This is a genomic window from Candidatus Thioglobus sp., from assembly GCF_028599055.1.
GTDB lineage: Bacteria > Pseudomonadota > Gammaproteobacteria > PS1 > Pseudothioglobaceae > Thioglobus_A.
In genome coordinates, this window is record NZ_JAQRMS010000006.1 from 11,158 (window position 1) to 23,296 (window position 12,139).

At 38.3% G+C, this 12,139-nt stretch carries 14 protein-coding genes; 1 reads left to right on the forward strand and 13 read right to left on the reverse strand.

What is annotated here, in order from left to right; translation table 11 throughout:
* The coding region (gene hisD, locus PSN35_RS01065; protein ID WP_300028417.1) for a histidinol dehydrogenase at window positions 1-585 on the forward strand (585 nt) is incomplete at its 5' end.
* 83 nt (window positions 586-668) lie between these two features.
* Here hisD and phoR read toward each other — a convergent pair.
* The 13 genes from phoR to PSN35_RS01130 form a co-directional block, all read right to left on the reverse strand.
* Window positions 669-1,928: a phosphate regulon sensor histidine kinase PhoR gene (gene phoR / locus PSN35_RS01070; RefSeq protein WP_300028419.1), complete on the reverse strand. Its 1,260-nt coding sequence runs from the start codon at window positions 1,926-1,928 to the stop codon at window positions 669-671.
* Window positions 1,925-2,617 (reverse strand): response regulator, encoded by a 693-nt coding sequence (locus PSN35_RS01075; protein ID WP_300028421.1) that lies wholly within the window; start codon window positions 2,615-2,617, stop codon window positions 1,925-1,927. Before PSN35_RS01075 ends, phoR begins: the two co-directional genes overlap by 4 nt.
* Before the next feature lie 18 nt (window positions 2,618-2,635).
* Window positions 2,636-3,328: a phosphate signaling complex protein PhoU gene (phoU, locus tag PSN35_RS01080; RefSeq protein ID WP_300028423.1), complete on the reverse strand. Its 693-nt coding sequence runs from the start codon at window positions 3,326-3,328 to the stop codon at window positions 2,636-2,638.
* Window positions 3,329-3,345: 17 nt separating this feature from the next.
* Window positions 3,346-4,173 carry a phosphate ABC transporter ATP-binding protein PstB gene (gene pstB, locus PSN35_RS01085; protein ID WP_300028425.1) on the reverse strand — a complete coding sequence of 276 codons (828 nt, stop codon included), beginning with the start codon at window positions 4,171-4,173 and terminating at the stop codon, window positions 3,346-3,348.
* Window positions 4,174-4,180: 7 nt separating this feature from the next.
* Window positions 4,181-5,461 carry a phosphate ABC transporter permease PstA gene (gene pstA, locus PSN35_RS01090; RefSeq protein WP_300028427.1) on the reverse strand — a complete coding sequence of 427 codons (1,281 nt, stop codon included), beginning with the start codon at window positions 5,459-5,461 and terminating at the stop codon, window positions 4,181-4,183.
* Window positions 5,462-5,465: 4 nt separating this feature from the next.
* On the reverse strand, window positions 5,466-6,842 hold the full coding sequence (gene pstC, locus PSN35_RS01095; RefSeq protein WP_300028429.1) for a phosphate ABC transporter permease subunit PstC: 1,377 nt from the start codon (window positions 6,840-6,842) through the stop codon (window positions 5,466-5,468).
* Between the two features lie 75 nt (window positions 6,843-6,917).
* Window positions 6,918-8,009 (reverse strand): substrate-binding domain-containing protein, encoded by a 1,092-nt coding sequence (locus PSN35_RS01100; RefSeq protein WP_300028431.1) that lies wholly within the window; start codon window positions 8,007-8,009, stop codon window positions 6,918-6,920.
* Window positions 8,010-8,346: 337 nt separating this feature from the next.
* Window positions 8,347-8,580, reverse strand: coding sequence for a BolA/IbaG family iron-sulfur metabolism protein (locus PSN35_RS01105; protein WP_300028433.1), 234 nt, complete (start codon window positions 8,578-8,580; stop codon window positions 8,347-8,349).
* Window position 8,581: 1 nt separating this feature from the next.
* Window positions 8,582-9,850, reverse strand: a complete 1,269-nt coding sequence (locus PSN35_RS01110) for an inorganic phosphate transporter (RefSeq protein WP_300028435.1) — start codon at window positions 9,848-9,850, stop codon at window positions 8,582-8,584.
* A 17-nt stretch (window positions 9,851-9,867) separates the two neighbouring features.
* Complete coding sequence (locus tag PSN35_RS01115; RefSeq protein WP_300028436.1) at window positions 9,868-10,545, reverse strand: TIGR00153 family protein; 678 nt, start codon at window positions 10,543-10,545, stop codon at window positions 9,868-9,870.
* Between the two features lie 68 nt (window positions 10,546-10,613).
* Window positions 10,614-10,802 carry a cbb3-type cytochrome oxidase assembly protein CcoS gene (ccoS, locus tag PSN35_RS01120; RefSeq protein ID WP_300028438.1) on the reverse strand — a complete coding sequence of 63 codons (189 nt, stop codon included), beginning with the start codon at window positions 10,800-10,802 and terminating at the stop codon, window positions 10,614-10,616.
* A 31-nt stretch (window positions 10,803-10,833) separates the two neighbouring features.
* Window positions 10,834-11,235, reverse strand: a complete 402-nt coding sequence (locus PSN35_RS01125; RefSeq protein ID WP_300028440.1) for an arsenate reductase ArsC — start codon at window positions 11,233-11,235, stop codon at window positions 10,834-10,836.
* A gap of 3 nt (window positions 11,236-11,238) precedes the next feature.
* A complete protein-coding gene (locus PSN35_RS01130) occupies window positions 11,239-11,907 on the reverse strand; it encodes an MIP/aquaporin family protein (protein WP_300028442.1) in 669 nt (222 codons plus the stop codon).
* Window positions 11,908-12,139 lie beyond the last annotated feature (232 nt).

The window sequence follows — 12,139 nt, forward strand, 5'->3', positions numbered from 1 at the left end:
CCTAGTGAAATTTTAATTATTTGTGATGGTAAAACCAACCCTGATTGGATCGCCATGGATTTATTCTCTCAAGCAGAACACGATGAAGACGCACAATCTATTTTACTTTGTCCAGAAGCGGATTTTATCGACCAAGTTGAAGCGAGCATTGCGAAGCTACTACCAACCATGGAGCGCAAAGATATTATTGCAACAGCACTTAAAGATCGTGGCGCTCTGATTTTAACCAAAGATATGGATGAAGCGATCTCACTATCAAACCAAATCGCCCCAGAACATTTAGAACTTTCTGTAGAAGATCCTCAGGCAATGCTTGATGGTATTAAACATGCAGGCGCTATCTTTATGGGGCGCCATACGTGTGAATCGTTGGGTGATTATTGTGCAGGGCCAAATCACGTATTGCCAACCTCTGGTACAGCGAGATTCTCCTCTCCATTAGGCGTGTATGATTTTCAAAAGAAATCTAGCTTAATCATGGTGTCTGATGAAGGTGCTAATGTTTTAGGTGATATTGCTGCCACACTGGCTGATGGCGAAGGCTTGCAAGCGCATGCGCAGTCTGCCAGATACCGAATTAAATAAAAATAACAGCCTCTTTTTTCTTCTGACTGTATTGAAGTTTATAAAATTTTCAATCACATAGATTAAGCTAATTAATTCACACCCTAGTAAAAACAAACAGTAAATGTGGAGCCAACGCCGAATTGGCTATCAATATTTAATACGCCATTATGCCTATGAGCAATATGATTAACAATCGCCAGTCCCAATCCAGTGCCACCCTGCTCTTTAGATCTACCTTTGTCTACTCTATAAAATCTTTCTGTTAAGTGAGCTATATGTTTTTCAGGAATACCTTTGCCAAAATCTTGCACGTCAATACATAATCTATCATTCTCATCCTCATACCACTTGACTATAATTTTTGTCCCCTTAGGTGTGTAAAGCATAGCATTTTGTATTAGGTTGGTACACAGACTAATTATCTCTGTTTCAACGCCATGAATTATTTTATCCGTGTCAATTTCTACAATAATTTTCTGCTCAAAATCTTGACAAACATGATTGATAATTTTATTCATATCAATATCAACGCTAATATCTTGAATATCGTCGGTACTTTCCAAACGCGAGAGTGTTAACAAATCCTCAATAATGTTTCTCATTCTCTCAGATTGATCATATGATGCATCAATTGAGTCAGCCAGTGCTTTTGGTAGGCTATCATCTTCTTTAATCATTTCTAAATAACCAGAGATCACGGTAAGCGGTGTTCGCAATTCATGAGAGGCGTTAGAAATAAAATTTTTTCGCATTTCTAATGTTTTATTTCTTTGAGTGATATCACGGGCAATTAACAACCTTGAACCAGGACCGATTTCAATTAGCTTTAATAGCAATTGTGTAGATGAGTCTCTGGGTGATTCTATTTCAACTTCACTGCCGTCTTCAGCAGAAGATAATAGCTTATACAGCTTAGGTGAACGAATTAAATTATTAATACGCTGCCCCCTATCATTCTTGATAATATTCAACAGCAGTCCAGACTTCTTGTTATTCCAGTCAATTTCATTATTTTTATTAAGAACAATAGCAGCATAAGGAAAGCCTCTTAGAATGCGTTGCGATCTCTTTAACAAAGCATTCATGCGCTTTTTTCTATTATTACTCTTGTTTTTTGTTTGCAGTACTTGATAATTAATCTTGTCCCAAATGCCATCACTATCTGGTGCGTTATCTTGCTTCGTTCCATTAGCAATCCAATTGTAAAATTGTTGCAGTTTGTGATACATCCAAATAATATAAAAAAATAAACTTAGCGTCAAACTAATTAGCCACTCGTTTGTCAAAAGACCGCCAACCAAAGTTGCCAATATAACAATAAAGAGCCTAGATCTTTCAATTGACCAAATTGAAGGCTTCATGAGTTTATGACGGAATTAAACCGGTAGCCCATGTTGCGAACAGTTTGAATATGACCGTCTAATTTAAATGGCTTTAATATTTTCCTAAGTCGCAAGATATGAACATCGACAGTACGCTCATCTATCGCAACAAACATCCCCCAAACCTCATCAAGCAACTGAGAGCGATCAAATACCCTCTCCTTATTTTTCATCAAAAAATGTAGCAATCGAAATTCAGTAGAACCTAGACTGATAATATTGCCATTAATGGTTAACAAGTGTTTAGTTGAATTAATAACAATATTTCCAATCGTTAAATCATCATTAATATCTGAACCCTGGGAGCGTCTCAACAGAGAACGAATTCGAGCATCAAGCTCTTTTAATAGCACGGGCTTGGTCATGTAATCATCAGCCCCCATATCAAGCCCCTTTACCTTGTCATCCTCTCCCGACTTGGCCGTTAGCATCATAATTGGCAAATACTGAGACTTTGACAACTTTCTAATTTTACCAATTAACTGAATGCCATCAATATCTGGCAACATCCAATCTAATAAAACCAAATCTATATTATTGCCGCCAAGTAGACTTAACGCTTGATATCCTGTTCTCGATTTCAGCGTGTCATATTTCTTGGTTTTAAGAGAAATACTAAGCATCTCTAAAATTGCCTTATCATCTTCAATAATTAATATAGTAGCCATGATGAAAATTTTTTAATTTTATTTTTGATCCAGATTAAATTCTGTGTGACGAACATCTTGACCTTTAACCAAATAAATAACATACTCACAGATATTTTGAGAGTGATCACCAATTCTTTCAAGTGCCCTTGCACACCAAGTCACATGCAGCATGTTTTTGATATTGCGAGGGTCCTCCATCATATGCGTTACCAATACCCTAGATACTCGATTAAACTCCTTATCAATCTGCTTATCTGATTCTACTACTTTAGCTGCTTTCTCTATATCCATGCGTGCAAGCGCATCAAGCGCATCATGCAAGATAGCGATAACTTTCTCACCGAGACTACTGAGCTCGACGTGCATGCCGGTATCATCTTTAGTAGCATGTAGTTTTTGAACATGGCGCCCAATCTTTTCTGCCTCATCGCCAATACGCTCAAGATCTGTAATCACTTTAATAATAGCAATAATAAGCCTTAAATCTCCAGCAGCAGGCTGTCTTTTAGCAATAAGCTGAGCACAATTTTCATCAATCTCAACCTCAGCTTTATTGATTTTATAATCAGACTCTGCCACTTGTTTTGCCAGTTCATCGTTTTGCTCAATGAGTGCACTAACGGCGCTTTCAACTTGAGCTTCAACCAGGCCACCCATATTTAAAACTTTGCTTTTAACCCCTTCCAGCTCTTTATTGTATTGCTGTGAAATATGTTGTTGTTTTTCCATAAATAAACTCCTAATTGTTATCCAAATCTACCGGTAATATAATTTTCAGTTAATTGGTGTTCTGGATTGGTAAATACTGTATTGGTGTCGTTAACCTCAACTAAATGACCCATGTGAAAATAAGCCGTTCTTTGTGATACTCTAGCAGCCTGTTGCATAGAGTGCGTAACAATTGCAATGGTATATTTTGCACTTAAATCTATCATTAGCTCTTCAATAACAGCAGTGGCAATTGGATCAAGAGCTGAAGTTGGTTCATCCATTAAAATAACTTCTGGATCAATGGCGATTGTTCTGGCAATGCATAATCGCTGCTGTTGTCCACCAGAAAGACCTGTACCTGGCTTATGAAGTGAATCCTTAACCTCTTTAAAAAGTCCTGCTCTAATTAAACTATTCTCAACCAATTCATCTAGCTCAATCTTGCTACCTGCCAAGCCGTGCAACTTAGCACCGTAAGCCACATTGTCATAAATAGACTTCGGAAATGGATTTGGTTTTTGAAAAACCATGCCCACACGAGCACGCAATAAAACTGGATCTTGATGCTTTTGATAAACATCTTCATTGTCTAGTCTAATATCACCACTTATATGACAATCAGCAATGGTGTCATTCATACGATTAAGACACCTTAAAAAGGTAGACTTTCCACAACCAGACGGGCCAATCATTGCAATAATTTGATTTTTCCCAATGTCAATATTGGCATCAAATATCGCCTGTTTGTCACCATAAAAAACATCCACATTACGAGTAGAAAATTTTGCATCATCAATAAAGGGCTTGCCAACCGTTTTATCAATTTCTATGTCAAATTCTTCGCGCTTTTCTATATCAGTCATAAATTACCTACCATTTCTTTTCAAATTTCTTACGCATGATTACGGCTAAAAAATTCATTACAATTAAAAATCCTAATAACACCATAATAGCGGCAGATGTTCTTTCTGTAAATGCACGCTCTGGTGAATCAGACCACAAATATATTTGTACTGGCAGTACCGTAGAAGGGTCTGTAATGCCTTGCGGAACATTCGCAATAAAGGCAACCATACCAATCATTAATAACGGCGCAGTTTCACCTAATGCTTGAGCCATGCCAATAATAGTACCCGTTAAAATACCGGGCATAGCAGCTGGCACAACATGGTGAAAGGTTGTTTGTACGCGTGATGCGCCTAGACCCAATGCGGCCTCGCGAATAGATGGGGGCACTGCTTTTAATGCTGCTCTAGAAGTAATAATAATGGTTGGAAGCGTCATTAATGTTAGAACCAGCCCCCCAATTAATGGCACTGATCTTGGCACCCCAAAAAGACCAATAAAAACTGCCAGCCCTAATAGTCCAAAAACAATAGAGGGTACAGCTGCTAAGTTATTAATATTAATTTCAATCAAATCGACCCATTTATTATCTTTGGGTGCAAATTCTTCGAGGTATATCGCTGCTGCCACACCAATCGGGAAAGACATGAACATTGTCACAAGCATGGTTAGTAATGAACCAACTATGGCGCCTTTAATGCCCGCCTGTTCTGGCTCTCTAGAATCACCTTCAGTGAAAAAACCAATATTAAATCGTTTTTCAAGACGATCTTGTGCCAATAGCTTATCAACCCAAACCAATTGAAAATCTTTAAGTCTACGATCTGATTCTGGCAGAGATCTATCAATGCCACCTTTCATGAACACATCCACATCATCCCTAGCCAAAAACCATAAAGATTGCTTAGTATCAAGCACACTTGGATTATTAATCACAAAATCTCTAAGCTGATAAATTGCACTCTTACTCACTAGCTGTCTAAGCGCCCTTTTTTGTTTTCTGCCTTTGACGCCAGGAAACATAGTTTTTAAAGATTGCTTAATGACTTTACTATAATTAGCGCGAAATAAATCCTGTTCACTATATTGTGAGTTTAGATTTAATAACTTGCTGTCTATATCTACATCAATATTAACATAGGTTTGCTGAAAAGCTGGAAACCCAGTTACTGAAATGTTAATAAGCAGTGATAATAAAAAAGCAATACTAACAGCAATGGCGCTAATGCCGTACAACCTAAAGCGCTTTTCTTTAGCGTAGCGTTTGGCTAATTTAAGTTTAATTTTTTCTGTGTTTCCAGTCATATTGTTACTCATATTGTTCACGATATTTACGCACGATATAAAGCGAAATAATATTCAGCACTAAAGTGGTTAAAAACAATCCCAGCCCTAATGCGAATGCGGCGAGTGTTTTTGCACTATCAAACTCTTGATCACCTGTTAATAGTGTCACCATTTGTACGGTCACAGTGGTAACAGCTTCTAAAGGATTGAAGCTTAGATTTGCTGAGAGTCCTGCTGCCATAACCACAATCATGGTTTCGCCAATAGCACGAGAAGCAGCCAGTAAAACACCGCTAACAATGCCTGGCAAAGCAGCAGGAATAATCACTTGCTTAATGGTTTCAGATTTTGTAGCGCCCATTGCATACGAGCCATCACGCATTGATTGTGGCACAGCCGAAATGACATCGTCTGATAATGAAGACACAAACGGAATAATCATAACACCCATCACCAGCCCTGCCGCCAATGCACTTTCAGAAGATAAACTCAAGCCCCAGGATTCGCCCAAATCACGAATAAAAGGTGCAACTGTTAATGCAGCAAAAAAACCATAAACAACCGTTGGAATGCCTGCCAACATCTCTAGAACAGGCTTCGCAAACGATCTAAATTTAGGAGATGAATATTCTGACAAATAAATGGCTGACATTAACCCCAAAGGCACAGCAATTACCAATGCGATAAATGAGATAAGCAACGTACCCACAAATAATGGCAAAGCACCAAAACTACCAGAACCGCCAACTTGATCCTCACGGATCGCCTCTTGAGGGCTCCAGTGCGTACCAAACAAGAAATCAAAAACATTCACTGTTTTGAAAAATATAATCGATTCAAATATCACTGAAAAAATAATACCAATCGTGGTTAAAACAGCAATTGAGGCACAGGCGATCATCGCCCCACGTATTAACTTTTCAACCAAATTACGCGCTTTCATTTCTGGCTTAATAAAAGTTAATGCAACAAACATTCCGACAAATGCCAAAACCAAAACAACCGCAGATTTAATCGAATTGCTAAACTCAATTAACTTATTGTATTGAATAACTGCTTGACGCTTAATCTCATCATCCACTACTAAGCCGGAATTAGATAAATTAACAATTTCATTAACAAACAATCCAAGTTCATCAGCTGATAGTTGCTGAAACTGTGCCGGTAATTGAGTGACAATTGCAGAAGTAATAAACGAAGATTCTAATGCCGCCCAGAATAATAAAATTAACAACGCAGGCACACTACTCCAAAATGCAATCAAATAACCATAGTATTGTGGCAATGAATGCAATTTTTGGCTAGTTTTTTTAGACAGAGCAATTGATCGCTTTCTGCCAACAAAATATCCTAAAAACAATAACGCCAGGAGTGTTGTAATAATTACTTCTAAGGTCATACTAATCCTTTAAATTGAAAAAACCACCATGTAAACATGGTGGTTAAATTGTACATAAAATGACGATTTAATTGATCACATCTTAAGTGGTGTTAGACTATTGGCTGAGTCGCTCATTTTTTGACGCTCATCATCAGATAATGGAATCAATCCTTTGTCGGTTAAGTATCCATCTTCACCCCATGTATCTTCATTGGTAAATTCAGCAATAAATTCTTTAATGCCTGGAATCTTTCCAACATGGCTTTTCTTAACGTAAAAATATAGCGGTCTAGAAATCGGGTAAGAACCATCAGAAATTGCTTCAAAATCAATATTAACACCATCAATAACTGCACCTTTAACTACGTCACTATTTTGATCCAAAAAACTAAATCCAAAAACACCTAGCGCCTTAGGGTTGGCTCTCAATTTTTCAACGATAAGATTGTCATTTTCTCCTACTTCAACATAAGCACCATCTTCACGAACTGAATGACAAATGGTTTTATATTTTTTCTTTAATTGGGAAGCAAGTGTTTTGTTGCCAGATTTTTTAGCAATTTTTGAATCTTTTTTAATTTGCTTGATCCAATCATAAGTAAAGCACCCACCTTGTAGCGCCAACTCTGCAAATGCGTCACGTGTACCAGATGTTGGTGGCGGGCCTAGTACTTCAATTTTTGTATTTGGAAGATTCCAGCTAATATCACTCCATTTTGTATAAGGATTGTCAATCAGTGTGCCTGTTTTTTCTCCAGGAACTTGTTTAGCTAATGCCAAAAACAACTCGCGACGACTTAAATTAAAAGTAGGTCCTTTTTTAGAGTTAGCTATAGCAATACCGTCAAATCCAATCATAACCTCAACAATATCTTTAACACCATTTTTTTGACATTTATTGTACTCACTGAGCTTAATCCTACGTGAAGCATTAGTAATATCCGGTGTATTTATGCCATTACCTGCACAAAATAATTTCATGCCACCACCAGAACCAGTCGATTCAATTTTTGGTGTTTTGCCACCAGTTTTTTTGCCGTAAGTTTCAGCAACTACTGTCGAAAAAGGATAAACGGTTGATGAGCCAACCACATCAATATGGTCTCTAGCAGTTGCCAAATGAGAAAATGAAAGAATGGCGCTAGAAACAGCCACCACCATTGTTGATTTGTAAATATTTTTCATAACTTATTCCACTTTTGATTAAATTCGCGGTCAGTATAGTATTTGAATATGACAGAATTATGACAGTCGTATTTTTAAGGGAAGTTTTTTTAAAATAGTGAGATTTTCATTATTTAGACTACTTTGCAGAGCCGAAATTTCAGTAGTTTGGAGCGGCTTTTATCTGTTTTAAAGTTGCACCAAATTATCGATCGATTTCAACAATCTAATTACTATATGAATAATGGTGTGCTACAAAATAGTGTGAGTACACACAGTGCCACAGCAATTAAAAAAAATCCTTGCCAGTGCATACACTGGACATTACTTAAATTTTCTTTGCAGAGGTTTTATGTGTTTAACTCGCTAACTCAGCTGGCGTTCTTGCTTTAATGGATAATGCGTGAAGCTCACCTGAGTCAATGTCCGCTCGTACAGCGGCTAATACCATTTTTTGTCTAGCCAGCAAGCCCATACCTTCAAATACTTCAGAGACGACTAAAGTTGAACAATTGCAACCATCACCTTCCATGGTAACGGTTGAACCCTCAACACCAGCCTCAAGTTTAGCTTGAATTTCATCTAAAGTCATCTTATGCTCCGAACATGCCCTTAAGCATAAAGAAGAAGATAATCGACATCAATGCGCCTGCTGGCAATGTTACCAACCATGATAAGAAAATCTTGTTAATCATGCGCGTATCAAGTGCAGCCATACCTCGTGCCAAACCAACACCAAGCACTGCACCCACTAATACTTGTGTGGTCGAAACTGGCAGGCCAGTACCTGATGCAATAACCACCGTTGCGGCAGCAGCTAGTGTTGCTGCAAAACCACGTGATGGGGTTAATTGAGTAATACCAGTACCAACAGTTGCAATCACCTTATGGCCGTAAGTCACCAAACCGAAGACAATACCACCGCCACCAACAAGTAACACCCAAACTGGCAAAGAACTTTTGGCACCAATCAAACCGCCACTCTCAATTACGCCATAAACCGCTGCCAATGGACCAATCGCATTCGCCACATCGTTCGAGCCATGCGCAAATGCCATCGCTGCTGCGGTAATAACCATTAGCACACTAAAGATGCGCTCCATAGAGGTAAAGTGAAAATCTTCGTTTTCACTTGGATCAACTTTAATACGTCGAATAATAATGGTTCCAACACTGGCAACCAGTAAACCAAATATAATTGCCAAAAGATAACTTGTGCCTAGATCAAAACTTAATCCTACATGCTTCAAACCCTTAAAAATGGTTACTAGTGAAATAACAAAACCCACCAAAAACATGTAAAAAGGCACATATTTCTTGGCGTTATCAAACGGATCTTTGGTATCAATAATAAGGCTTTGTAAGCTTCTAAATAGCATAAAGGCTAATGATCCTGCCAAGATTGGCGAGACAACCCAACTCATGGCAATTGAGCCAACCTTACCCCAAGCTACTGCATCAACACCTACACCAACAGCACCAAAACCGACAATTGCACCCACAATTGAGTGCGTGGTTGACACCGGCCAGCCTAGACTAGAAGCGATCATTAACCAAGTGCCTGCTGCTAATAATGAAGCCAGCATACCGTAAACCAATAAATGCGGCGTATCCGTAAAGTTACCCGCATCCAAAATACCCTTACGAATAGTTGCCGTTACCTCGCCACCCGCTAAAATAGCGCCAGCAAACTCAAAAATAACCGCAATAATAATCGCTTGTTTAATGGTAATTGCGCCAGAACCTACAGAAGTTCCCATTGCATTTGCCACATCGTTTGCACCCACACCCCACGCCATAAACAGGCCGAATACAACCGCAAGCACTAATAAAATATCACCGTAATTTGCAATAATTTCCATGTCAGTCTCCTAGTTAATTATTTAGCTAACAATACTTCAAGTCGAGAACCGACCTTTTGAGCGGAGTCTGCCAACTCACCCAACCACTCTACCGCACGGTAATAAAACATTACATCAACCGGTGGTAGTGTAGCCTCTAATGGAAATAGCTTGGTACGAATAGTATGTTGAATTTTATCTGATTTACTTTCTAAATCATTAACCTTGCTAATAATGGAGCCAACCACTTTACGCTCACGGTTACCAAACGCAGTTTCTAACAGTTCATCTAATTCATTCACTGCGCTTAACGCCATTTCAGAGGTTTGAATACAAACGTCGGTTAATTCGATAATGTCTTCAAAAATTTCATCAGGTAAAGTCATCTTGCGATTAATCATTAACCCTGACACGTCTTTAGTGACGTTGGCAATAGAGTCTTGTATCAACAACAAGTCTAGCAAGTCACGACGAGAAAATGGCATCATGAAAGTAGATGGCAAACTTAGGCGCAGCTTTTTCTTAAGCTTATCTGCTTCACCCTCTTTAGTGCCAATAATAGATTTAATGCGCTCTGCTTCATCCCAGTCTTGGGCATGGATTGCAACCATAAAACCGCTTAATTCACCAATACATGAATGTACGTGTGACATATGTTGTTGTAGTGGGCTGATCGGAGATCTACCAAAAAGACCATCAATAATACTTTTTGCCATCTTCTTTTCCTCTGTAATTAGATTGTTTTTTTTGCTTGTCTACTGAAGCGAATTATCTATAAAGACTATCAAGTGTCAACCCCATTTTTAGGATTTTTTTTTGGGGTGTGAATTTCTTGATCTTCATCAAATAAAATACGCTGACCTTCACCTTCAAGATCATCAAATTGACCTCGCTTAACCCCCATCATTAAAAGGATTACCAGCACAACACCAACAAAAATCATACTGGGAATTAACCAATAAATAACATCCATTTTTTATCCTTTTATTGCCTCAAATAGCATCTTAACACACTTTATTCTTAACAATTGGAATGAGTTTTTGACGAATTTCGGAGAAAGTCTGTAAAAAAGCCTCAAATTCTTGCCCATCAGGATCTTCAAATCCAACATGAATAACCGGCACTTTTCCAGGAAAAACTGGGCAAGTTTCCTGTGCATTACCACAGACTGTTACCACTAAGTCAAAGTCAATATCCATCACTTTATCAATCACCTTTGAATGATATTCATCACGCCAAAGATTATTTTGCTCTAGCACTTGCCTGGCATTTGGATTAACACGCCCGCTCGCTGCCACACCTGATGAATATGCCTGGGCACATTCAGACAAGTCATGGTTAATCAGCGCCTCGGCAATGATTGAGCGGCAAGAATTACCGGTACATAAAATTAATACTTTTTTCATACGTTACTCCGTACCTTTAATAAAATTGACATAAACTTTGGCAGCAAGCATAGCGCCTAAAGTAGTTGCAATAATATAAATCCATAAATAATCAAAATTGCCACTGGCCAGTGCTGGGCCGATTGAACGCGCAGGGTTCATGCTTGCACCCGTGATTGGGCCGGCAAACATTGCTTCTAGCCCTACGGTAAAACCAATAGCAATGCCAGCAAAATCTTTAATCGCCTTACCATGTACGGCGGAAGCTGCAATCACCAGCATCAAAATAAACGTTAAAATCAGCTCAAAGCCAAATGACTGCAACGCAGACCCGTGTGGCAAGGTTGCACCTAAATAAGCCGCTTGTTGCATTGAAGTAATATCTTCCAGTAACAAAAAATACAAACTATAACTAGCCAAAATAGCACCAACAACTTGCGCAGCAATATAAGGCAATACTTTGGATTTTTCAAACTCGCCCATTATCCAAAATGCCACACTCACAGCCGGATTGAAATGCGCACCTGATATATGTGCAAAGCTATAAATTAACGCCACAATCACAAAGCCAAAAGTAAGCGCTATACCGGCATGTCCAGGCTCACCAGTGATAGCGCCAATCGCCATTGCGCCAGTACCAGCAAAGACCAATATATAGGTTCCTAATAATTCTGCGACTAAACTTTTTTGCATTATTTAATGAATATATTTTTTCTTAAATTATTATAAACACGCCTTAGTTATTTTGAGACGTAAATCCTTATACGGAATCATTGTAAATAGTGTGATTTACATTATTTCCAAAATTTTCAATCTTCAAGCTTAATTCTTATCTGCACCGTGAAAAATAGACAAATTTCAAGATAAAAAGGACTATTTCAAGGGTTTTTTATCAAAAATTTAGACTTGAACATTAAACTTTAAC

Excerpts from the sequence above, each read along its gene's own strand:
- phoR (WP_300028419.1), bottom strand. The coding sequence starts at position 1,928 with ATGAAGCCTTCAATTTGGTCAATTGAAAGATCTAGGCTCTTTATTGTT.
- PSN35_RS01075 (WP_300028421.1), bottom strand. The coding sequence starts at position 2,617 with ATGGCTACTATATTAATTATTGAAGATGATAAGGCAATTTTAGAGATG.
- phoU (WP_300028423.1), bottom strand. The coding sequence starts at position 3,328 with ATGGAAAAACAACAACATATTTCACAGCAATACAATAAAGAGCTGGAA.
- pstB (WP_300028425.1), bottom strand. The coding sequence starts at position 4,173 with ATGACTGATATAGAAAAGCGCGAAGAATTTGACATAGAAATTGATAAA.
- pstA (WP_300028427.1), bottom strand. The coding sequence starts at position 5,461 with ATGACTGGAAACACAGAAAAAATTAAACTTAAATTAGCCAAACGCTAC.
- pstC (WP_300028429.1), bottom strand. The coding sequence starts at position 6,842 with ATGACCTTAGAAGTAATTATTACAACACTCCTGGCGTTATTGTTTTTA.
- PSN35_RS01100 (WP_300028431.1), bottom strand. The coding sequence starts at position 8,009 with ATGAAAAATATTTACAAATCAACAATGGTGGTGGCTGTTTCTAGCGCC.
- PSN35_RS01105 (WP_300028433.1), bottom strand. The coding sequence starts at position 8,580 with ATGACTTTAGATGAAATTCAAGCTAAACTTGAGGCTGGTGTTGAGGGT.
- PSN35_RS01110 (WP_300028435.1), bottom strand. The coding sequence starts at position 9,850 with ATGGAAATTATTGCAAATTACGGTGATATTTTATTAGTGCTTGCGGTT.
- PSN35_RS01115 (WP_300028436.1), bottom strand. The coding sequence starts at position 10,545 with ATGGCAAAAAGTATTATTGATGGTCTTTTTGGTAGATCTCCGATCAGC.
- ccoS (WP_300028438.1), bottom strand. The coding sequence starts at position 10,802 with ATGGATGTTATTTATTGGTTAATTCCCAGTATGATTTTTGTTGGTGTT.
- PSN35_RS01125 (WP_300028440.1), bottom strand. The coding sequence starts at position 11,235 with ATGAAAAAAGTATTAATTTTATGTACCGGTAATTCTTGCCGCTCAATC.
- PSN35_RS01130 (WP_300028442.1), bottom strand. The coding sequence starts at position 11,907 with ATGCAAAAAAGTTTAGTCGCAGAATTATTAGGAACCTATATATTGGTC.